This window comes from Brevundimonas sp. (genome assembly GCF_029945885.1).
Lineage (GTDB): Bacteria > Pseudomonadota > Alphaproteobacteria > Caulobacterales > Caulobacteraceae > Brevundimonas.
Map to the genome: position 1 here is coordinate 94,107 of NZ_JAQSDK010000002.1, position 21,158 is coordinate 115,264.

The 21,158-nt window shown below is 67.9% G+C and carries 23 protein-coding genes and 1 tRNA gene; 7 read left to right on the forward strand and 17 right to left on the reverse strand.

What is annotated here, in order from left to right:
- Nucleotides 1–14: 14 nt before the first annotated feature.
- From PSV00_RS00940 to PSV00_RS00970, 7 genes are all read right to left on the reverse strand, one after another.
- The gene (locus PSV00_RS00940) at nucleotides 15–821 is read right to left on the reverse strand and encodes a 3'(2'),5'-bisphosphate nucleotidase CysQ (RefSeq protein WP_300443748.1); all 807 of its coding nucleotides are present in this window, start codon (nucleotides 819–821) and stop codon (nucleotides 15–17) included.
- Nucleotides 818–2,179 carry a metallopeptidase TldD-related protein gene (locus PSV00_RS00945; protein WP_300443749.1) on the reverse strand — a complete coding sequence of 454 codons (1,362 nt, stop codon included), beginning with the start codon at nucleotides 2,177–2,179 and terminating at the stop codon, nucleotides 818–820. The genes PSV00_RS00940 and PSV00_RS00945 overlap by 4 nt, the downstream gene beginning before the upstream one ends.
- Before the next feature lie 54 nt (nucleotides 2,180–2,233).
- Complete coding sequence (locus PSV00_RS00950; protein WP_300443751.1) at nucleotides 2,234–2,653, reverse strand: MAPEG family protein; 420 nt, start codon at nucleotides 2,651–2,653, stop codon at nucleotides 2,234–2,236.
- Between the two features lie 2 nt (nucleotides 2,654–2,655).
- Nucleotides 2,656–4,440, reverse strand: a complete 1,785-nt coding sequence (locus tag PSV00_RS00955; RefSeq protein ID WP_300444282.1) for a M14 family metallopeptidase — start codon at nucleotides 4,438–4,440, stop codon at nucleotides 2,656–2,658.
- Nucleotides 4,441–4,541: 101 nt separating this feature from the next.
- Nucleotides 4,542–5,150: a hypothetical protein gene (locus PSV00_RS00960; protein WP_300443753.1), complete on the reverse strand. Its 609-nt coding sequence runs from the start codon at nucleotides 5,148–5,150 to the stop codon at nucleotides 4,542–4,544.
- Nucleotides 5,147–5,788: a hypothetical protein gene (locus PSV00_RS00965; protein WP_300443756.1), complete on the reverse strand. Its 642-nt coding sequence runs from the start codon at nucleotides 5,786–5,788 to the stop codon at nucleotides 5,147–5,149. Before PSV00_RS00965 ends, PSV00_RS00960 begins: the two co-directional genes overlap by 4 nt.
- Nucleotides 5,789–5,819: 31 nt before the next feature.
- On the reverse strand, nucleotides 5,820–7,349 hold the full coding sequence (locus PSV00_RS00970; RefSeq protein WP_300443758.1) for a UbiD family decarboxylase: 1,530 nt from the start codon (nucleotides 7,347–7,349) through the stop codon (nucleotides 5,820–5,822).
- 165 nt (nucleotides 7,350–7,514) lie between these two features.
- Here PSV00_RS00970 and PSV00_RS00975 point away from each other — a divergent pair, with 165 nt between their 5' ends.
- Together PSV00_RS00975 and PSV00_RS00980 are read left to right on the forward strand one after the other, a co-directional pair.
- Nucleotides 7,515–7,778, forward strand: a complete 264-nt coding sequence (locus PSV00_RS00975) for a hypothetical protein (protein WP_300443760.1) — start codon at nucleotides 7,515–7,517, stop codon at nucleotides 7,776–7,778.
- Between the two features lie 16 nt (nucleotides 7,779–7,794).
- Nucleotides 7,795–8,208, forward strand: coding sequence for a retropepsin-like aspartic protease (locus tag PSV00_RS00980; RefSeq protein WP_300443763.1), 414 nt, complete (start codon nucleotides 7,795–7,797; stop codon nucleotides 8,206–8,208).
- On the opposite strand, the gene PSV00_RS00985 is transcribed toward PSV00_RS00980, so the two are convergent.
- The 4 genes from PSV00_RS00985 to folE all read right to left on the reverse strand — a co-directional run bounded on the left by PSV00_RS00985 (nucleotide 8,205) and on the right by folE (nucleotide 10,683).
- Nucleotides 8,205–8,453 (reverse strand): helix-turn-helix domain-containing protein, encoded by a 249-nt coding sequence (locus tag PSV00_RS00985; protein WP_300443766.1) that lies wholly within the window; start codon nucleotides 8,451–8,453, stop codon nucleotides 8,205–8,207. The genes PSV00_RS00980 and PSV00_RS00985 overlap by 4 nt on opposite strands.
- Nucleotides 8,454–8,502: 49 nt before the next feature.
- Nucleotides 8,503–9,339, reverse strand: a complete 837-nt coding sequence (locus PSV00_RS00990) for an aldo/keto reductase (protein ID WP_300443768.1) — start codon at nucleotides 9,337–9,339, stop codon at nucleotides 8,503–8,505.
- A gap of 135 nt (nucleotides 9,340–9,474) precedes the next feature.
- Nucleotides 9,475–9,921, reverse strand: a complete 447-nt coding sequence (locus PSV00_RS00995; RefSeq protein ID WP_300443770.1) for a biopolymer transporter ExbD — start codon at nucleotides 9,919–9,921, stop codon at nucleotides 9,475–9,477.
- Nucleotides 9,922–10,068: 147 nt separating this feature from the next.
- Nucleotides 10,069–10,683, reverse strand: coding sequence for a GTP cyclohydrolase I FolE (gene folE, locus PSV00_RS01000; protein ID WP_300443771.1), 615 nt, complete (start codon nucleotides 10,681–10,683; stop codon nucleotides 10,069–10,071).
- A gap of 161 nt (nucleotides 10,684–10,844) precedes the next feature.
- On the opposite strand from folE, the gene cysS reads away from it, so the two are divergent.
- The gene (cysS, locus tag PSV00_RS01005; RefSeq protein WP_300443773.1) at nucleotides 10,845–12,254 is read left to right on the forward strand and encodes a cysteine--tRNA ligase; all 1,410 of its coding nucleotides are present in this window, start codon (nucleotides 10,845–10,847) and stop codon (nucleotides 12,252–12,254) included.
- Nucleotides 12,255–12,272: 18 nt separating this feature from the next.
- On the opposite strand, the gene PSV00_RS01010 is transcribed toward cysS, so the two are convergent.
- The gene (locus PSV00_RS01010; protein ID WP_300443775.1) at nucleotides 12,273–13,220 is read right to left on the reverse strand and encodes a glutaminase; all 948 of its coding nucleotides are present in this window, start codon (nucleotides 13,218–13,220) and stop codon (nucleotides 12,273–12,275) included.
- A 32-nt stretch (nucleotides 13,221–13,252) separates the two neighbouring features.
- Entirely contained in the window at nucleotides 13,253–14,479 is a 1,227-nt protein-coding gene (locus PSV00_RS01015; protein WP_300443777.1) for a lytic murein transglycosylase, read from the reverse strand.
- A 217-nt stretch (nucleotides 14,480–14,696) separates the two neighbouring features.
- Between PSV00_RS01015 and PSV00_RS01020 the strand changes: the two genes are divergently transcribed.
- A tRNA-Cys gene (locus PSV00_RS01020) sits at nucleotides 14,697–14,773 on the forward strand.
- 63 nt (nucleotides 14,774–14,836) lie between these two features.
- Here PSV00_RS01020 and PSV00_RS01025 read toward each other — a convergent pair.
- Nucleotides 14,837–15,517 (reverse strand): hypothetical protein, encoded by a 681-nt coding sequence (locus tag PSV00_RS01025; RefSeq protein WP_300443778.1) that lies wholly within the window; start codon nucleotides 15,515–15,517, stop codon nucleotides 14,837–14,839.
- A 199-nt stretch (nucleotides 15,518–15,716) separates the two neighbouring features.
- On the opposite strand from PSV00_RS01025, the gene ykgO reads away from it, so the two are divergent.
- The 3 genes from ykgO (at nucleotide 15,717) to PSV00_RS01040 (ending at nucleotide 16,737) form a co-directional block, all read left to right on the forward strand.
- A complete protein-coding gene (ykgO, locus tag PSV00_RS01030; protein WP_006274063.1) occupies nucleotides 15,717–15,842 on the forward strand; it encodes a type B 50S ribosomal protein L36 in 126 nt (41 codons plus the stop codon).
- A 173-nt stretch (nucleotides 15,843–16,015) separates the two neighbouring features.
- Nucleotides 16,016–16,291, forward strand: coding sequence for a DUF2312 domain-containing protein (locus PSV00_RS01035; protein WP_300443780.1), 276 nt, complete (start codon nucleotides 16,016–16,018; stop codon nucleotides 16,289–16,291).
- A gap of 122 nt (nucleotides 16,292–16,413) precedes the next feature.
- Complete coding sequence (locus PSV00_RS01040) at nucleotides 16,414–16,737, forward strand: hypothetical protein (RefSeq protein WP_300443782.1); 324 nt, start codon at nucleotides 16,414–16,416, stop codon at nucleotides 16,735–16,737.
- Nucleotides 16,738–16,779: 42 nt separating this feature from the next.
- On the opposite strand, the gene PSV00_RS01045 is transcribed toward PSV00_RS01040, so the two are convergent.
- The 3 genes from PSV00_RS01045 to PSV00_RS01055 form a co-directional block, all read right to left on the reverse strand.
- Nucleotides 16,780–18,258: a sigma-54 dependent transcriptional regulator gene (locus tag PSV00_RS01045; RefSeq protein ID WP_300443783.1), complete on the reverse strand. Its 1,479-nt coding sequence runs from the start codon at nucleotides 18,256–18,258 to the stop codon at nucleotides 16,780–16,782.
- A 487-nt stretch (nucleotides 18,259–18,745) separates the two neighbouring features.
- Nucleotides 18,746–20,554 (reverse strand): DUF4153 domain-containing protein, encoded by a 1,809-nt coding sequence (locus PSV00_RS01050; RefSeq protein ID WP_300443785.1) that lies wholly within the window; start codon nucleotides 20,552–20,554, stop codon nucleotides 18,746–18,748.
- A 56-nt stretch (nucleotides 20,555–20,610) separates the two neighbouring features.
- On the reverse strand, nucleotides 20,611–21,084 hold the full coding sequence (locus tag PSV00_RS01055) for a DUF1203 domain-containing protein (protein WP_300443787.1): 474 nt from the start codon (nucleotides 21,082–21,084) through the stop codon (nucleotides 20,611–20,613).
- Between the last annotated feature and the right edge of the window lie 74 nt (nucleotides 21,085–21,158).

Consider the following 21,158-nt stretch of genomic DNA (forward strand, 5'->3'; position numbering starts at 1 on the left):
GTCCGGGAAGAGGATTATTCCGCCAGCGGGATAGGCGCACAACGGCGCACGATCAACGGGTGAAGCGCCGGCGCGGCGCAGATCAGGCTGCTTTGCCGCGGATCGGGGCGGTTGAACTGCCACGGGCGGCCGTGATGGTCGCTGACCCGGCCGCCGGCCTCCTCGGCGATCAGGGCGCCGGCGGCGATGTCCCAGTCCCATTTCGGCGTCAGGGCGATGGCGGCGTCGAAGGCCCCGGCGGCGACCAGGGCCATGCGATAGGCGATGGCATTGCGTTTCTCGAACCGCATCGCCGGCCAGGGCTCGGGCCAGATCGGCCCTTCCAGCAGCCGGGCATCGGCCAGTACCGAGGCGTCATCCAGGGTGGTGACGTCCGAGGCGGTAATCGGCCGGTCGTTGAGGAAGGCTCCGCCGCCGCGGGTGGCGACGAAGGTCTCGTTCAGGGCCGGGGCATGGATGACGGCGGCTACGGGGACGCCGTTCTCGACCACGGCGATGGGGACACACCACCACGGCGCATTCTTCATATAGGCGACCGTGCCGTCGATCGGATCGACGATGAAGATCCGCTCGCACGACAGCCGTTCAGGACCGTCGGCGGTCTCTTCCGACAGCCAGCCATAGTCGGGCCGCGCCCCCAGCAAGGTGTCCTTCAGCAGGGCATCGACCGCCATGTCGGCATGGGTCACTGGCGAGCCGCCGGTCTTTGACCAGATCTTCAGTCCACGCGCGCGTTCGGCCAGGGCCAGGTCGCCGGCGGCGCGGGCGGCGTCACGGATCAGGTTAAGGTCCTGAATGAAGTCTTCGCTGTAAGGGGTCATTTTCCGGCGATTGCGAGCGCGTCGAACATCAGTGACGGCACATTGAATGAGCCGCGGAACTCGAGGTCCGAGCCGTGGACCAGTCGCGGATAGATGTCGGGCAATTTGCCGGCCACGGTGATCTCGCTGACCGGATAGGCCAGTTCGCCGCCCTCGAACCAGAAGCCCGAGACCCCGGCCGACCAGTCGCCGGTATTGGGGTTCAGCGACGGGCCGAACATCGAGGTGACCAGCAGGCCGGTTCCGGCATCGGCCATCAACCCGGCCAGGTCGCGCTCGCCTGGTTCCATATGCAGGTTGTGGGTCGAGACGCCGGACGGCCCGGCCAGACCGCGGGCCGCGTGTCCGGTCGAGGCCAGACCCAGCTGGGTGGCGGCGGCATGGTTCATCAGCCAGGTGGTCAACACGCCCGCATCAATGATTGATTGCCGTGTCACCGCCACGCCCTCGTCATCGAACGGGGTCGAGCCGAGGCCGCGCGGGCGGAAGGGATCGTCGATCAGGTTCACATCGGCCGGCAGCACGGCCTGGCCCATCCGGTCCTTGAGGAAGGACGAGCCGCGCGCGATCGACGGGCCGGAAATGGCCCCGAGCAGGGGCGAGATGACCTGGCCGGCGACACGGTTCTCGAAGATGACCGGGGCGGTCATCGAGGCGATCTTGCGCGGGCCGGTGCGGGCCACGGCGCGGCGACCGGCCTCGGCCCCGATGGTGTCGGCTCCGGGCAGGTCGGACAGGTGGCGGGTGTGGCGATGCTCGCCGCCGCGCTCCATCGCGCCGTCCTTTTCGGCGATGACCCCGACCCCGAGGCCGAAGCCCGAGCCGTGATAGGCCCCGTCGAAGCCGTCGGAGGTGACCAGCCGCCAGCGGCTGGTGGAACTGGAGGCGTGGCCGCCCTCGGAGCGGGCGACACCCGCGACGGCCATGGCCGCGACCTCGGTGGCGACGGCGGCGGCCTCAAGCGCTTCGGCCGTAAGGTGGGTGCCGTCGAACAGGTCCAGATCGGGGAAGGGGCCGCGCGCCAGCCGGTCCTGCGGGGCGAGGCCGCAATACGGATCCTCGGGAGCCAGCCGGGCCATGGCCACGGCGCGTTCGACCAGGCGGCTGCGGGTGGCGTCCGACAAATCCGAGGCCGAGACGGTGGCCTGGCGTTTGCCGATGAAGACCCGTAGGCCCAGGTCGCGCGATTCCTCGCGTTCCACCTCTTCCAGCGTGCCGTTGCGGACCCCGACCGACAGGGCCGCGCTCTCGGCCGAGACGGCCTCGGCGGCGTCGGCCCCGGCCCTCAGGGCGGCGGCGACCAGATCGGGCAGCAGGTCAGCGGGGATGGTGGCGGTCGACGGGGAGGCATTGGACATACCCCGATATGGCCGACCCCCTGCTGCACCGCAACCATGGGGGCAGGGACGGCCTCAGATCACCGCGAAGGCGATCAGGGCCACGGCCCCGACCAGCAGGGCGATCCAGGTCAGCAGCATGCCCAGAACCCGGCCCAGCGACGGCCCCTTCTGGAACACCAGACCCAGGGCATGGATGACCCGGCCGACCACCAGGGTCGCCCCGACGGCATGGACCAGCAGGGGCGGGGCCCCGACCAGGGCCAGCAGGACCAGGGCGACCAGACCGGCCGGGATATATTCGCTGGCGTTGCCGAAGGCCCGGGCCGCCGTGGTCATCTCGACATTGCCGGCATCCCCGAAGGCGATCTGGTGCCGCCGCCGCCGCCGCACCACCAGGCCGGACAGGCCCAGCAGGATCAGGATCAGCACCCCGGCCCACAGGGCGGCGGCCTGGACGGCGGACAGCATCTCGACGGGATGGGCAGCGGACATGATCAGTTTTCCCGAGCGACCGGATAGAGCCGGTAGTGATCATCAAGGAAGGGGGTGCGTTCGTAGAACCATTCCAGACGGGCGTTGCCGTCCGCCGCGAAGACCGGATCGGCGGCCAGTTTCGCCTCGAATTCCGCCTTCAGGGCCGGGTCGGCCGCCAGCATGGCCTCGGCCAGGGGGGCGATGGCATAGGGTTCGATATATTCGACCCGGCTCAGCACCTCGGTGACCATGCCCCAGGCAAAGAAGCTCTCGCTGGACTGGGGCTCCAGCAGCAGGACGACGATGTCGCCCAGCGGCTGGTCGGTCGGCACCTGCACCGAACCGACCGGCCAGGTGCGCTCGCGGCGTTCGACGCTGACGGTGGTGACGCTGGCCTGGACGTGGCCCTCATTGGCCCGGGTCGCCAGTTTCGGGTCCTCGAGGCGCAGCATGTCCAGCGCGACGGTGCGCGGGGCGGTCAGGGTCTCCATCTCGATGCCCTGCATCTTCAGGCGCTCGATCAGGTCGGACCGGTAGGCCGGGATCCAGTAGGCGACCGGCCGCTGCAGAATCAGCGACGGCTTCGAGCCGAAGAAGGGCAGGGACCACAGCTCGGGGTCCGGCTGGCCCAGCCAGCGCACGACCGGCTGGCCGGAGGCCGGGCTGTCGTACATCTCATAGGTGATGCCCTTGAAGGCGCGGGTCGTCGACGGCTGGTCCTCGGGCACGAAATTGGCCGGGATTTCGGCCGGGCGCAGGGCCCGGTCGGCGGTGATGGCCGCGCGCAGGTCGGCTCCGTGGGCGGCCAGCAGCGTCATCGCCTCCTCAAGGAAGACATAGGTGCCCAGCACCCGCTGCTCATAGGGTTTGAGGCTGTGGTTCTCGATCAGGATGGCCGGGACGTGGGCGGCCGAGCCCCAGCCGTTGGAGAACCGCTCGCCCAGACCACCGTCGGACAGGCCGGCGCGGGGATTGGATTCGTCGAGGCCGAACACCAGCTCGCCGGGGATATGACCCTGGGCCTCCAGCGCGGCATTGATGCCGGGCTTGAAGCGGGCGTCCAGCCAGCCGGCGATGGCCGGGCTGCGCGACCAGACCCCGTCCTCGCCGTTGTAGCCGTAGGTAATGTCGTACTGGTAATCCATGCCGTCGGTGACGTGGATGTCGACATAGAGGTCGGGCCGGTATTTCAGCACCAGGCCGCGCACGGCCTGCATCTCGACCTGGTCCAGCTTGACGTAGTCGCGGTTCAGGTTCTGGTTGGTGGCCGTGTTGCGCCAGCCCTGGATACGGGGGCCGCGCTGGTTGGGCCGGCTGTAGGCCCCGGCCCGTTCATGGCCATCGACCGACAGGATCGGGATCAGGATCAGATTGACCCGGTCCAGCAGGCCGCCCTTGTCGCCAAAGGCCATGTCGCGCAGCAGCATCATGCCCGCGTCCTTGCCGTCGATCTCGCCCGGATGGATGCCGGCCTGGGCCAGCAGCACCGGCTTGGACGGATCGAAGGTCGCCCCGTCCTTCGAGGCGATCACCGCATAGATGGGCCGCCCCTCGGGCGAGACGCCGAACTGTTCGATGCGGATCAGGTCCGAGGCGGCGTCCAGCCGGTCGAACCAGGCGCGGGTGTCGGCATAGTCGGGGCTGAAGTCGTGTTCGGGGTCCCGCTCGAAATCGGTGACCCAGGGGTCCGAGGCGTCACGCAGAAGGGCCCGGCTGGCCCCGTCCCACGCCGGGGCCGGGGGCAGGAAGGCCTGATCCCACGGCGCGGTGTTGGACACGGACGGCGCGGCGGGACTCTGGGACATGGATGGACTCGAATACAGGGCCGCAACAGCGGCGAACATCAGGATGGAACGCATGGTGTGAGTCCTCGACCGTTCGGGCGACGAAGGCAAGGGTGGGCGGCTCAGGACGAGGCGGCGGCTTCCGGGGCGGACGGCGGGGGCGACGGCGGGGCCGGCAGACAGGCGATCACGAGATAGATCAGGACGTGAATCCCGATCAGGGCGGCAAACAGACGCCTGCGCCGGGTCAGGGCGGCCGGGACGATCAGGGCGACGTAGAGCGTCAGGGAGGCGGCGTAGGTCAGCACAATGGCCATGCTGTCCGGCCGGCCCGTCACCTGAGAGAGGGACGCTGCGACGACCATGATGTTCGCGGCGGTCGTGAGCAGCAGCACGATCTTCTTGTTGGCCCAGAAATGGTCGTCCAGATCCTGGCCGTCGGTGATCGCGTGCGGGAAGACCAGCGAGGCCGCGATGAAATAGACCAGGGCGATCACCAGACCGATCACCAGCATGCCGTAGCTGAAGGGCGCATCCCGGAAGGTGTGCCAGGCCGCGTCCCAGAAGGTGGCGATATCCAGCCCGACGAACAGGGCCAGAAGCAGGGTCAGCCAGCCGATCCGGATCGTTTTCCGGTGCTGGATCGACGTCGCCAGCCCCGTGGCGATGACGGCGACGGACAGGCCCAGAACCAGGCCATAGAAGCTGAAGAAGAATTCGAACGCGCTCATCCCTGCGCCTCCGGGGTCGCGTCCGGTGCCCTGAACGACCAGCCCCCGGACTCGATCAGGCTGACGGCCGAGCGGGCGACGTTGAAGCCGTGATAGGCGACCAGCACGATCAGCGCCGCGATCACGATCTTGCGCGACCGGGCGAAGGCCCCGATCGAGGTGCCCCCGATAAACAGCACCAGTCCGCCCCAGAAGACGGGGGACAGCATGGATTTCGTCATCTGTCCGCTGAGGGCGGCATTGGCAAAGAAGACCGCCACAATGATCAGGTTGGCGATCAGCACACAGATGAAGACGGTGCGGCGGTGGGCCCAGAAATGGTCGTCCAGATCGGTCGATGCGTCGCGGGTGTCGTGGCCGGGAAAGGTCACGCTGGCGGCGACATAGAAGACGGCCGCAACGGCCAGGCCCACGACCAGCAGCGCCATGTTGAACGGCGCGAAACGGAAGATGACCCAGGTCTGGTTCCAGAAGGTCACGATGTCGACGGCGACAAAGACGGCCAGAAGCGGGGTCAACCACCCGAACCGGACCGCCTTGCGCCGGTGCAGCACCCGCGCGAAGCCGGCGACCAGTTCGGCAACCGAAAGGCCCAGCAGCAGGCCATAGAAGCTGAAGAAGAATTCGAACGCGCTCATTGGCCCCCCGGCACCGGTGATGGTGGCCAGACTATTTCCAGATGGGTGTCTTGTCGCCCGGCAATCCGAGCCGGTCCCACATGTCGGAGACCTTGCCGATCACCCCCTCGTCCATGCGGATCTCCTCGCCCCATTCGCGTTTGGTCTCGGGCGGCCATTTGTCGGTGGCGTCGAGGCCGATCTTGGAGCCGAGGCCGCTTTCGGGGCTGGCGAAGTCCAGATAGTCGATCGGGGTGTTCTCGATCAGGGTGATGTCGCGGGCCGGGTCCATCTTGGTGGCCATGGCCCACATGACCTGTTTCCAGTCGCGGGCGTCGATGTCGTCGTCCACGACGATGACCCATTTCGTGTACATGAACTGGCGCAGATAGCTCCACACGCCCAGCATCACCCGCTTGGCGTGGCCGGGGTAGGCCTTCTTCATCGACACGACGGCGATGCGGTAGGAACAGCCCTCGGGCGGCAGCCAGAAGTCGGTGATCTCGGGGAACTGGGCCCGCAGCAGGGGGATGAAGACCTCGTTCAGCGCCTCGCCCAGCACGCTGGGCTCGTCCGGCGGGCGGCCGGTGAAGGTGGTCAGATAGATCGGGTCCCGGCGCATGGTGATGGCGCTGATCTGGAAGACCGGGAATTTCTCGACCGAGTTGTAATAGCCGGTGTGGTCGCCGTAGGGGCCCTCGTCCTCATGCTCGTCCAGCAGGACATGGCCTTCCAGCACGATCTCGGCCTGGGCCGGCACCATCAGGGGCACGGTCTTGCAGGCGACCAGCTCGGCCTTGGCCCCGCGCAGCAGGCCGGCGAACTGGTATTCGCTGAGGGTGTCCGGCACCGGGGTCACGGCGGCCAGGATGGTGCCGGGATCGGCCCCCAGCACCACGGCGCAGGGCAGGGGATCGCGTCGCCCGGCCTTCTTGTGACGGCCATAGTGCTGGGCCCCGCCACGGTGGGCCAGCCAACGCATGATGCAGCGGTCTTTCCCCAGCACCTGCATGCGGTAGATGCCGAGGTTGAAATCGTCCTCGCGGGCGTCGGACGGGCCCTTGGTGACGACCAGGCCCCAGGTGATCAGGGGGGCGGGCTCGCCGGGCCAGCAGGTCTGGACCGGCAGGGCCCCGAGGTCGATCTGGTCGCCCTTCAGCACCACCTGCTGCACCGGGGCGGACTTCACCACCTTCGGCCGCATGGCCATGACCTTTTGCGCCAGGGGCAGCATCTCGACCGCGTCGGCCAGGCCGCGCGGCGGGGTCGGGTTCTTCAGGAAGGCCAGCAGTTCGCCGACCTCGCGAAGTTCGGCGGCGGTGGTGCGTTCCCTGTTGTCCAGGGTCACGCCCATGGCCACGCGCTTGACCGTGCCGAACAGATTGGCCAGGGCCGGGATCGGGCTGATCGAGCCGTCGGCCATGACCGGTTTTTCGAATAGCACCGCCGGGCCGCCGTTGCGCAGCAGCCGGGTCTGGATTTCGGTCATCTCGAGCACGGTCGAGACCGGTTCGGTGACGCGGATCAGCTCGCCCTCGGCCTCGAGGATGGCGATGAAGTCGCGCAGGGATTTGTAGGCCATGCAGGTGGATTAGGTGGCGAACCGCCCCGTGTCACTAGTCCACCCTGCCGCAGCGGTTAAACGCGGTTTACCCAATTTGCGGAGACTCAGGCATCATCGTCATGTCTGTTATCGGGACCGGGTCCAGCACACGGAGTTTCCGACCATGCCCACGCGATCACGGCCATGAGTGTCTTGAGCCGGGATATCTCGGCCTTCGAACATATGCGGCCGCAACTGGAAGCCCGACATCCAGGCGGCTGGGTGCTGTTCTATCGCGGCGCGTTTGTGGAGGCATTCGCCGACTTCGAAACCGCCGCGTCGACCGCCGTGGAACGGTTTGACGCCGGACCTTATCTCATTCGCCAGCTCGGGGCGGCGCGCGCGGTTCAGTTGCCGGGCGGCATGACATTCACACCCTCCCATGCCGTCACTTCAAGCCGGCTTTAAGGTTGGAAAGAACGGATTGTCGACCACGGATCTGCTGGTCGATCTCGGACCGACCGTGCTCGTGGATATCGGGCTGAAATCGCGGTCCGCTTCGGGACAGAGGCCTGATCTTGCCGAAAAGGGGATCAAGGCCCTGATCGACACCGGCGCGGGTGCCGATTGTATCGACGACGACCTGGCCGTGCGTCTGGGTCTGCCGATTACCGACGAAGGCGAGATCAGCGGGGTCGGCGGCCGTCACCGCGCCTTCATCTATACAGCCAGGGTCTATGTGCCCGGACTGAACAGGCTGTTGTTTCAGAGGTTCACCGGCGTCAGGCTTGAGGGCGGCGGCCAGTGGCACCGGGTGATCCTGGGACGAACCTTCCTGCGGCAGTATCGCCTGACCTACGACGGCCCTTCCGGCGGGGTCGAACTAACGGCCGACTAATAGGCCGGCGTGTCCGACATCAGGGCCCAGACCGGCAGGCTGAGACAGGCGGTGGCCGCGCCGATCTGGACGCTGTCCAGATGCGCCCGCCCGGCCTCGGCCAGTCGCAGCTGTTCGGGCGTCAGTCGCAGGGCCCGGGCCAGCCGCTCCCTGTCGACCCCGCGGGCCTGACGCCACTGTTTCAGTCGCGCGCCGACGGCGACGTCGTTCGGATCGAGTCCGGGAAACCGGTGGATCGAGCCCATCGGCTGGCCTCCTTCGCGTTCCTCCGGCGGGTCTGGTGCCGCCTTGCGGTCAATCCTGATCCCAGACGAAGGCCTTGTCGAGCCAGTCGCCGATCCGGCCGTCGGGGCGGGCCAGGGCATTGATTCGCAGCATCTCCTCGTTGGTCAGGGCGAAGTCGAAGATGTCGAAATTCTCGGCCGCCCGGCTTTCCTTCGAGGTGCGGGGGATGGCGATGACGTCCTGCTGGATCAGCCAGCGCAGGGTGACCTGGCCCGGCGTCTTGCCGTGGGCCCGGCCGATGTCGGCGATGACGGGGTCCTCGGCGATCCTGCCCTGGGCCAGGGGCGACCAGGCGGTCAGGGACGAGCCGAGATCGGCGGCCGTGGCCTGCAGTGTCTTCTGGGACAGATAGGGGTGGTATTCGACCTGGTTGGTCACCAGCCAGGCGTCCGACACCGACTGGGCCTCGCGGAACTGGGCCGAGGGGAAGTTGGACAGGCCGATCGACCGGGTCAGGCCGCGCGCCTTGGCGTCATTCAGCGCGCCCAGGGTCTCGACGAAGTCCGGCGTGGCCCTGGGCCAGTGCAGCAGCAACAGGTCCGGGGTCAGGCCCAGCCGCTCGACCGAGGCGGCGGCGGCGCGCTGCAGGTCACCGGCGGCGAAATCCTCGACCCAGATCTTGGTGGTGACGAAGATGGCGTCACGGTCGATGCCCGAATCGCGGATGCCCTGACCGACGCCTTCCTCATTGTTGTAGATACGGGCCGTGTCGATGTGACGGTAGCCGATGCGCAGGGCCTCGGCGACCATGCGCCGGGCGTCGACCGGTTCCAGCTGCCAGGTGCCGAAGCCCAGAAGCGGGATGGAGACGTCATCGACGGCGACGGCGGGCTGGGTCTGCGACATGGAAAACTCCGGACGGCGGGGAGCCTTCATCTGGGGGCGCGGCGGGCGCGATCAACCGTCCGCTTGGCATGGCGCATGAAAAAGGCCGCCTCCCGGAGGAGACGGCCCTGATTCATTCGCCCGGGCGGGATGGCCTCAGGTGATGTCTTCGTTCAGCAGGCCAACCTTGAGGAAGCCCTTTTCCTGAAGCTTGTTCATGACTTCCATGAAGGCATTGTATTTCACTTCCGGCTGGGCGCGGACGAAGACGCGCTCCTGACGGCAGTCACCGGTCTCGCCGCCGCCGAGGGCGGCGCAGACGTCGACTTCAAGGGTTTCGATCGTGGTCTGCTGCTCGGCGATGAAGATCGAGCCGGATTCCTGGATGGTGATGTAGACCGGGTCTTTCTGCGGCACGTTCGGGTCCGGCGGAGTCGCCGGCGGCAGGTCGAGCTTGATCGACACGGTGGCCATCGGCGCGGCGACCATGAAGATGATCAGCAGCACCAGCATAATGTCCACGAACGGCGTGACGTTGATGTCCGCGTTCTGGGCAATGGTTTTGCCGCCTTGTCCGGCGGGACCGGAAAGTTTGGAGCCCATGCGCTGAAAATCTCCCTCAGGCTGACCGCGATAGCGACCAGTTGCGCCTAGTGTTCGTGGTGTCTTGGCGTCATGCGACGCGCTTGTAAAGCGGTCTCGGGCCTCAGTCGGTTCCCGAGAGGCAGAATACGCCCGGGAGGCGAGAAATCAGCCCTTGGCCAGTTTAAGGAAGCGATCCATCAGTGCCGGGTCGGTTTTGAACACGCCGGTGAACCGGGTGGTCAGGGTCGAAACATGGCGATGGTGGACCCCACGGGTCGTCATGCACTGGTGTTCGGCGTCGATCAGCACGGCCACACCGGCCGGGGCCAGGTGCGAATCAAGGGCTGCGGCGATCTCCTGGGTCAGGGTCTCCTGGGTCTGGAGCCGTTTGGAGAAAATTTCGACGACCCGGGCGATCTTGGAGATGCCGACGACCTTTTCGGTCGGGATATAGGCGACATAGGCCTTGCCCAGGAACGGGGCCATATGGTGCTCGCAGTGGCTCTCGACCTCGATGTCGCGCAGCAGCACCATGTCGTCATAGCCCTGCACGTCCTCGAAGGTGCGCGACAGCTCCCTGGCCACATCGGCGTCATAGCCCTGGAACCAGTCGCCATAGGCGTCGACCACGCGGCGCGGCGTGTCGATCAGACCCTCGCGATCCGGATTGTCGCCGGCCCAGGCGATCAGGGTGCGCACGGCCTCCAGCGCCGTCTCGCGCGACGGGCGGGCCGGGGTCTCGTCACTGACCAGGACGGGTTTGACGGGGGTAAGGCTCATGGTCTTTCTCGAAGCGACGAAGTAGCGCCGGGACGATGGTCCCGGATGGACGCGCGCCGCTCTCCCTTAAATACACCGGCCCGCTGTTCGCGGATGCGGTAGACCGGCTATATGGGAGACACCCTCCGTCCTGCAAGAAAACTGAAGGCCCCCCCGGCATTATGACGCTGACGCTCCACGATACCCTGCACCGCGAAAAGCGCGTGTTCACCCCGCGGGATCCGGACCGGGTGACCCTCTATGTCTGCGGGCCCACCGTCTATGATTTTGCCCATATCGGCAATGCGCGGCCGCCGGTGGTGTTCGACGTGCTGGTGCGGCTGCTGCGCCGGGAATACGGGGCCGACAGCGTCATCTATGCCCGCAACGTCACCGACGTGGACGACAAGATCAATGCGAAGGCGACGAAGGAGGGCACGCCGATCGGCGAGGTCACGGCCCGCTATGAGGCGGCCTATCTGGCCGACATGGCCTGCCTGAATGTGTCGCCGCCCGACATCGCCCCACACGTCACCGACCATATGGACGCCATCGTCGCCCAGATCGGCGCGATCCTCGAACAGAACTGCGCCTATGTGGCCGAAGGTCATGTGCTGTTCGACGTCTCGTCCTACGACACCTACGGCCGGCTGTCGGGGCGCAACCTCGACGACATGATCGCCGGGGCCCGGGTCGAGGTCGCCCCCTACAAGAAGAACCCTCACGACTTCGTGCTGTGGAAGCCGTCGAAAGAGGGTGAGCCCAGCTGGCCGTCGCCGTGGGGCGCGGGTCGGCCCGGCTGGCATATCGAATGCTCGGCCATGATCGAGGAGACCCTGGGCCTGCCGATCGACATCCACGGCGGCGGCATCGACCTGGTGTTTCCGCACCATGAGAACGAGATAGCCCAGGGCGTCTGCGCCCACGGCCATGCCCATGATCCCGAGGCCCATGCGGAATACGCCCGCTACTGGATGCACAACGGCTTCCTGACCGTCGACGCCGAGAAGATGTCCAAGTCGGTCGGCAATGTCCTGCTGCTGCACGACCTGGTCCAGGCGATGCCGGGCGAGGTGGTGCGCTGGGCCCTGCTGAGCGCCCATTACCGCCAGCCGCTGGACTGGAACCAGGACCTGCTGGACCAGTCCAGGAAGAACCTCGACCGGCTGTATGGCGCGCTGCGCCGGGCCGCCGACGTTGAGCCGCTGGGCGACATGCCGTCGCCCGAGTTCATCGAGGCCATTTCGGACGACCTGAACACCCCGGGGGCCATGGCCACGATGTTCGCCCTGTCCAGCGAGATCGAGCGCGCCATGACCGCGGGCGACCTGCAGGCGGTCGGAATCGCCAAGGCCGAGTTGATGGCCTCGGGGGCGATTCTGGGCGTGCTGCTGTCGACGCCGGACCAGTGGTTCGAGAGCGGCGTGGACGATGCACTGCGGGTCGAGGTCGAGGCCCTGCTGGCCGAGCGGGTCACCGCCCGCGCCGCCAAGGACTGGGCCGAGGCCGACCGCATCCGCGACCGGCTGAACGCCCTGAACGTGGTGGTGATGGACAGCCCCGCCGGGGCGACCTGGCGGCTGAAGGGCTAGGGGCCGGGTCCCGCGGCGTCAGGCGTCCGGCACGTCTGCGCGCCCGAACACGGACCAGCCGGTGCGCATCGCCAGCCGCTCCAGCGCCAGGGTGCCGAGCTGGGAATTGCCCTGGGCGTTGAGGCCGGGTGACCAGACGGCGATCGAGGCACGTCCGGGGGCCACGGCCAGGATGCCGCCGCCGACCCCGGACTTGCCGGGCAGGCCGACCCGGAAGGCGAAGTCGCCACTGGCGTCATAGTGGCCGCAGGTCAGCATCAGGGCATTGATCCGCCGGGCGCGGGCTTCCGAGACGACGCGGTGGCCACTGGTCGGGTTGCGACCGCCCGCCATCAGGTAGCGACCGGCCATGGCCAGCTGGCGGCAGCTCATCGCCACCGCGCACTGGCCGAAATAGAGGGCGAGGACGTCCTCGGGCGCGTGATTCAGATTGCCGAACGACTTCATGTAGTTGGCCAGGGCGACGTTGCGGAAGCCGGTCTGTGCCTCGCTTCCGGCGACCTCGACATCGACGGCAATCGTCTCGTCATCGGCCAGATGGCGGATGAAATTGATCAGTTCGGCCAGGGAGGCGCGCGGGGCGCTGCGGCCGAGGTTCACATCGGCGACGACGATGGCCCCGGCGTTGATGAAGGGATTCCTCGGAATGCCATGCTCCGACTCCAGCTGGACGATGGAGTTGAAGGCGCTGCCCGAGGGCTCGCGACCGACGCGGTCCCACAGCTGGTCGCCGACCCGGCCCAGGGCCAGGGTCAGGGCGAAGACCTTGGAGACGCTCTGCAGCGAGAACAGCGCATCGGCCGACCCGCCGGTGAAGACGCCGCCGTCGGCGGTGACGACCGCCATGCCGAACTGACCGGGATCGACCCGGGCCAGCGGCGGAATGTAGTCAGCGGGCCGCCCGCGGTCGGGGGCGGCCCGCATCTCTTCGGCGATTTCGGCCACGATGGCCGTCAGGTCGGGCATGGATTCGGTGACTCGGCGACCGGCGGGGGCCTCTAGCGCGCGCTCATCAGCTCATTGGCCAGTTCGGCGGTCAGATAGCCGTCGGCGACCCGGCCGTTGGCCATCTGCCAGCGGCGCAGGGCGGCGCGGGTGTTGGAGCCGATGACGCCGTCGATGCCCTGGGTGTCATAGCCGCGCCGCGTCAGGGCCGCCTGGGTGCCGATGCGCTGCTCGCGCGACAGGGGGGCGTCGTCGGGCCAGGTGCCGACCAGACCGGGCTTGCCGGCGATGCCGTCGGCGGTCAGGCCGATGGCCAGGGCGTAGCTGACCGAATTGTTGTAGCGGCGGATCACATAGTGGTTGGGCAGGGCCAGGAAGGCGGGCCCGCGCGCGCCCTGGGGCAGCAGCAGGGTGGCGTCCTCGGCCGCTTCGGCCTCGGTCGGGCTGCCGCCGCCGGCCAGGGTCACGCCCCGGGCGGCCCAGAATTGCCACGGATGTTTGGGCCCCTCGGCCTCGGCGTAATCGAAATCGGCCGGCAGGGTGACCTCATATCCCCAGGCCTGACCGCGCTTCCAGCCGGCCTGGGCCAGCAGGTTGGCGGCCGAGGCCAGGGCGTCGGCTTCCGAGCCCCAGATGTCGACCTTGCCGTCGCCGTTCTGGTCGATGCCGAGGCGCAGATAGTTGTCGGGCATGAACTGGGTCTGGCCCATGGCCCCGGCCCAGCTGCCCTTGAGGCCGGCGCGGTCGCGGCGGCCGTCGATGACGATGTCCAGCGCGTCCTTCAGCTGGGCCTCGGCCCAGTCACGACGGCGGCCGTCGAAGGCCAGGGTGGCGAGCGAGCGGATCACATCATGGTCGCCCTGGACCTGGCCGAAACTGCTCTCATTGGCCCAGATTGACACCAGGATCTCGGCCGGGACGCCGAATCGCTGGGTCACTTCCCACGGCACCCGGTCATAGCGCTGGCGCGCCTGGGCGATTCGCGCCGGGCTGGCGGCATTCTGGATATAGGCCCCGGCGGGGCGGCTGAACTCGGGCTGGTTGCGGTCGAGGCGCAGGACGGTGGCATCGGGGGTCAGTCCGGCCAGCTCGCGCTCATAGGCGGCGCGGCGGCTGCCGCCGTGACGGGACAGGAACCCCTGTTTCCAGCCCTCGAACCCGGCCTGGTCGGCGGCGTCGGGCAGGGGCGGCACCGGGGCGGGTGTCGGCGCGGGCGTCGGGACGGACGCCGGCGGCGTCGCGGTCGGGCCGGGCAGGGGGGGCAGACTCGCAGGCAGCATCGGCGCGCAAGCGGCGACGCAGCCGATGAGAAGGAGGCGAGAGCTGAACCGCATGACCTTGGACATATATCCTCGACGACAACCTGAATATCGCTAGCGCGCGACTGGTGAATATGTTGCCCGATCATGGCGGACAAGGCGTGAAGGCGGCGCTAACCACAACGATAAACCCTGTCGCAGGATGTCGCAGTCTAGTCTGCGTCTGTCCTACCCAGACGGCCCGGTGGCGGAGTGGTGACGCGGCGGGGGTGCAACCCCGCAGACCCTCCGTTCGACCCGGAGGCCGGGCCTCCATCCTTGTGGGGCGCTAACGCGAGGGACGCGGTCCCTCGCTGCCTGAGCGCGGTCAACTTCGTATCAGCAATGCTCACGTTCAGGGTCGCCGCGCGGGTGGCGGGCCAGACAGGCGTCGTATGTGGCCATACGGGCCCGACCCTTCGCATTCTCCGCCTCCGCGTAGGCCACGCCGTCGCTGCGGCTCCAGATCTCGGCCTGTGCGGCGGTCTCCATCACGGGCGAAATGTTCGCGCCGCCGCCGGTCCTGCGGGCGACGGCCACAAATCCGGCGTCCTGCGGCACAGGGATGATGGCCCAGTCCGAGCCGCGTTCAGACCAGAGGGCCTTGAGCGGGCCGTCGACAAGAGGAATCTCGGTGACATTCGCGGGCGTCGCGGGACGGTCGCGGGGCTGGCAGAACCGCAGAACCAGTTGCTTTTCGAAGGCGGCATCGACCCAGGCTTTCGTGCTGTCCTGGCTCGGAACAGGCAGGACAGCGTAAGGCGAGGAGAAATTCAGTACGGCGAAGGGTACGACCCCTGACCCGGGACCGAGATCGATCCAGCCGCAAGCTGTGGCGCGCGCATCCTTGGTCTGTATTGAAACCACCCGCGCGATTTGCGGGTCGGGAGCCTGGGCAACGACGGCGGCTCCAGCCTCCGCGGCCCATTTCAGGCTGGCCTGCCTTTCCGAGCGCGCCTCGAGCCAGTTGCCGGCGACGAACCAACCGATGACCGCGAGCACAATGGCCGCTGCGGCCACCTTGTATCTGGCGGCCTCAATTTTTCGACGCGCCATGGAAGTCCCCCCGGGTTATGCTTGTATAGCGTACCGCGTCAGCGGCGCACGACCAGACGCCATCTGCCCGTTGACGTTTTCGCCAAGCCTCTCTATACGCACCGCTCCGCCGCGAGGTCCGACTTCGCGGCTCGTTTATTTTGCATTGCCCCAGGACAAGACCATGAAGGTCCGTAGCTCGCTCAAGTCGCTCAAGGGTCGCCATCGCGACTGCAAGATCGTTCGCCGCAAGGGCGTGGTCTATGTGATCAACAAGACCGACCCGCGCTTCAAGGCGAAGCAGGGCTAGGGACCGCGACTGCCGGTCCGTCGCCGCGCGACGGACGGTAACGCATCCGGGTCTGAACTACCCACAGGGTCGCGGACATTGTCCGCGGCCTTTTTCGTGCCTGCCGTTGAGCGTTTCGCCCCGGTATGGTTAGCGTCCGCGCCTGAGTTTTTTACTGACCCGAGGAGTTCCCCATGGCCGATGACGCCACATTCGACGCCAGCCCGGACATCCTCAACGCCACGGCCCAGGGCCGTCTGCGCACCATCATCGAACGCCTCGAGCGCCTCGAAGAGGACAAGGCCGCCATCATGGCCGACATGAAGGAGGTCTTCCTCGAGGCCAAGGGCGAGGGCTACGACGTCAAGATCCTGCGCAAGGTCATCCGCATCCGCAAACAGGACAAGGCCAAGCGCCAGGAAGAGGATGCGATCCTCGACCTCTATATGTCGGCGCTCGGCGAAATCTGAAGCCGAGGAATTAGGGCTTAGGGCTTAGGTCTTGGGAAGCAGGTCGGCGGGTGCCAACGCGGGCAGGGCAGGTGTAGGCTTCTTTCCAAGCCCTAAGCCCTAAGACCTAAGCCCTACACCCAATGAAACCCAAGCGGCCCGTCAGCCCGTTCGAAGCCCAGCGTCAGGCCGCGCAGCGCGCCGCCCTCAACGCCCTGAAGCGCGCCCGCCGCTCGGCCGAGAAGGCGGGCGTTTCGCTGTCTGAATGGGAGGGCGAGTTCCTCGAATCGGTCGGCGACCGCATCCAGACCTACGGCCGCGCCTTCGGCGACCCCGAAAAGGGCGCGCCCGGCCAGGCCCTGTCGTCGATGCAGGGCCGCAAGCTCAAGGAAATCACCGCCAAGGCGAAGGGCGAGGCACCGAAACGGCGCTGGGGGCGGAAGCCGCCGCCGGGGGCTGAGGAGTAGGGCCAACGTCATTCCCTCTCCCGCCGGGAGAGGGAGGGGCGTTTAGCCCGCCTCTTTCAAAATCCCCTCCAGCCCCTGTTCGCGGACCTTGCGGTAGAGGGTGGAGCGGCCGATGCCGAGGCGGCGGGCGATTTCGGACATGTGGCCGGCATAGACCTCGATGGCGTGCTGGATCAGGTCGCGTTCGATGTCTTCCAGCGTGCGCAGGTGGCCGCGGTCGTCGAGGATGCGGATCGGCGTGTCCGGCAGGGGCGGCAGGTTGGCATAGGGTTCGGCCGGGTTGGTGCCGGTCCCCTCCACCGCTTCGCGGTCCCCCTCCCCATGTTCCATGGGGAGGAGACTGGCGGAGACACCCGAGATGGCCGGGAAGTCGTGCGGCTGCAGGAAGGGGGCGTCGGCCAGGACGATGGCGCGATAGACGCTGTTCTCCAGCTGGCGGACATTGCCGGGCCAGTCGAAGGCGGTCAGCAGGGCCACGGTCTCGGGCGAGCAGCCGGCGATGCGGCGGCCTTCCTCGACGTTGAAGCGGGCGATGAAATGGTCGATCAGGGCCGGGATGTCCTCGCGCCGTTCACGCAGGGACGGAGCCTCGATCGGGAAGACGTTGAGGCGGTAGAACAGGTCCTCGCGGAAGGCCCCTTCCTTGACCTGCCGGGCAGGGTCGCGATTGGTGGCCGAGACGATGCGCACGTCGACCTTGACGGCGCGCCTGGCCCCGACGGGGTCGACCTCGCCCTCCTGCAGCACGCGCAGCAGCTTGACCTGCATGTCCAGCGGCAGTTCGCCGATCTCGTCGAGGAACAGGGTGCCGCCGTTGGCCTCCATGAATTTGCCGAGGTGTTTGTCGCTGGCCCCGGTGAAACTGCCCTTCTCGTGGCCGAACAGGATCGACTCGACCAGGTTGGCGGGCAGGGCTCCGCAGTTGACGGCCACGAACGGCTTGCCGGCGCGGTCGCTGACCCCGTGCAGGGCGCGGGCGATGACCTCCTTGCCGACGCCGCTCTCGCCGGTGATCAGCACCGGGATGGTCGATTTGGCGGCGCGGGTGCCCAGCGATTTGACCATCCGCATGGCCGGGCTGGTGCCGACCAGATCGTCGAAGGTGGTGCGGCCGGAGACGTGCTTCTTCAGCCGGCCGACCTCGGCCGTCAGCTGGGTCAGTTGCATCGCGTTGCGCACGCCGATCAGCAGGCGCTCGGCCGAGACCGGCTTGACGAAGAAGTCCTGGGCCCCGGCCTGCATGGCCTTGACCACCGTCTCGATGCCGCCGTTGGCGGTCAGGACGATGACCGGGGTGGTGATCCCGGCGGTGCGGATCTCGGCCAGGCATTCCAGGCCGGACATGCGCGGCATGACCATGTCCAGCAGGATCACGTCGGCCCCGCCGCCCTTCGTCAGCCGGTCGATGGCCTCGCCGCCGCTCTCGGCCTGGGCCACGGCATAGCCCTCGCGTTCCAGCACCGCCTGGACCAGGCGGCGTTGGGTCGGGTCGTCGTCGACCACCAGAACAGTCTTGGCCATGGCGGAAACACCCCTTGTCATCACCGGTTACGGCCTGTCCTCATTCAAGCGGGACTGGCTCGTTTCGGGACGGTTTTACCCCCGGCAAGGTGAAGATCGGGTTGTCCGGGGTGGTGAGCGGGGGGTTAACGGTGGGGGGCGACTGCTGTGGGCGAAGGTTTGCCGCCCCGGCCGGCTGGCGTTGTCGTTCGGCGTTCCGAGGCGGCACCCTCGCCCTTTCATGACCCTGAAGACGAGACCGACGCCGTGCGACCGGCGGTTAAGGCCGCGCTGGAGGAAAGGCTGCGGCAGATGCCGGCCGTTGCCGACACGGTCGCCGGCTGGCCCGTGACCGGGCTGAAGGCGGACAAGGCCTTTCTCGACGCCGCGTCGGGCGACTGACGCGCGTCGACGCCTCGGCCTCGCGCGTCATTCAGCTCTACGAGGGCGATGGCTTCAGCCGGAGGGATATCGACGGGCTGACCGCGAAACCCTGACGGTCGCGCATTCAGCCTTTGCAGGGTTCGCCCGGTTCAATCCGCATCCGGGTCGAGCCATCCAGCGACAGGTCGGCCCAGAGCGGGGCCACCGGCTTCACGGTTCCAGCCTTCAAGGCGACGCGCGGATCGATCCGCGTCTCGCCGGGGCAGAACGGCTGGGAGCCACGCCCGGTCGCGATCCAACCGCCGTCGTCGGCGCGAACATACATGGTCAGGCTGTTCTGCCGGGCGAGCAGGATTTCCGGACGCCCGTCGCCGTTCATATCCATCAGGGCGCCGACACACTCGCCGGGCTTGCTGCAACTGGCGCGGTCGTCATCGGCCGGAACCGCCGCCGTGAACTCGGCGGGCAGGAGGGTTGTCGTCGGCCAGGCTTCGATGACCGGTGTGACGTCAGGCGCGCCGGCCGCTTCGTTGCCATAGCGATCCTCGGCGGCCTGCGCCGTCTTCGCCCGGGTGGCGATCTCGGCATTGGTCGAGGCCGCCAGTCGGGCGAGGGCGGCCTCGCCGGCGCGGCCGCTTTCGAAGCGCAGGAAGCGATAGTCGAATTTCTCGGGCGTCACCGCGCCGCGCGCCAGCCGGGCCGTCTGGTCCGCCACCGACAGCCGGGCCGGGTCGGCCAGGGGGCTGAACAGGGCCAGGATGACGCCGACGCTGAGGACGGCGGTGGCGACATTGGTCGGCTCCAGCGGGCGCATCCAGTCGGCACGCCGCCAGAAGGGCTGCAGGGCGGCAAAACCGTAGCCGGCGGCATAGCCGATCCCGATCACGGTACAGGCCACGGCGATGATCCGGTCCGGGGTCAGGCCATACTGGCCGATGCGCAGGGCCAGACCCCAGACGGCGATGGCCATCAGCGGTGTCAGCAGCACCCCGGCCACGCGCACGGCGATGCGCAGCACGAGCGGCGGCAGGTTGTCGGCCAGGCCGTCCTGATAGGCGGTGTTGATCAGAATGATCAGGATCGCCGCCGCCGACAGCACCAGGGCGGTGGCGCTGCCCGTGTCCCACAGACCGTCGAGGCCGGTGAAGGGCAGGGCGGCGAGGAAGCCGGCCACCAGCACGGTGATGACCAGCAGCAGCCAGGACAGCAGCATCAGCACCACCGAGCGCACGCCGCGGATCAGGGCGTCGCGCACATCGGTCAGCTGCACGGCGATGGCGAAGGCCAGGGTGGTGACCGGAATGGCGAACCATTCTTTTTGCAGCAGGTCCTCGAGGAATTTCAGCCCGATGATGTTGAACAGGGCCGCGCCCAGATACAGCAGGATCCAGAAGGCCCCGGTGAAGCCGATCGACAGGGCCAGCTGGACCCCGGCCTTCCAGGCGGTGTCGAAATAGGCGGGGAAGGGGGCGACCCGCCGCCGGGCCTGATCCGCCGGCACCACCAGATGATGGGCGATGAACAGGGCGGCGGCGGTGAAGGCCAGCATCGGACCGCTGAGGAAGGGCGGGTTGTTGAGGTCGCCGAACGACTGGCGCGCCACATCATGCCAGGCCAGCCCGGCCAGGGAGGCGCCGGCCACGAGCGTCCAGATCGCCAGGGTGGTCAGGCGCAGCCGTCCCACCCCGGCCAGCAACACCACGGGCAGGAAGGCGGCGACCAGCAACAGGGGCCCGAACAGGGTCGGGATGGTGGCCGGCCAGGCGCGGACGGCATCCTCGCCGTAGCCGGTGCCGACCGAACGCCACAGCAGATACAGGATGATGCCCTGGGCCAGGCCGATGCCGATACGGACGGCCGCCAGACCGCGCCGGTCGCCGGTGGTCAGGCTGGAGCGGCCGGTGCCGGTCTCGTTGTCGCCGAAAATGGTCATGCGCGTTTCCCCCGATACCGGAGGTTGCCTTCCACGCGGGGCAATTGAAAGGGCGGTCAGTCCGGACGGACGGCCCGGGCCAGATAGCAGCCGCGCCGGGCCGTATGCAGCTGGACCTGGGCCACGACCGGATTGTCCAGCCACAGGCGCAACCGGGCGTCCAGAACCCTGCCCTCGACCACATCCGCATCGGTCATCATGCCGTCGGTGTCATAGGCCCGGACCGACAGCAGGCGACGGCCCAGAAGGTCGGGTACGGTGCCGATCACCGGACCGGGCTCGACCGCCGCTTCCCGCACGAACACCGCGCCTTCTGCATGATAGGGCGAGGCGGGGGCGTCCAGATGGCGGTGGGAGATCAGGATCAGCCGCTCGCCCGGAGCGGCGTCGACCAGGCTGACGCGGCAGGGGGCACTGTGCGGGCTGTCGGCGATCATGCGCCGTCCGCCGAGGGCGAGCAGGGCCTCTTCGGACAGGGCGAACAGCGGGGCGAACGGGGCCAGGGGCAGGGCGTCGATCTGATAGGTCATCAGCGCAGGGTGGCCCGCCCGGCCCCGCCCGTCTGGCGGTTTCCGGAAGCGGCGTCCGGTCAGGATTTCGCCCC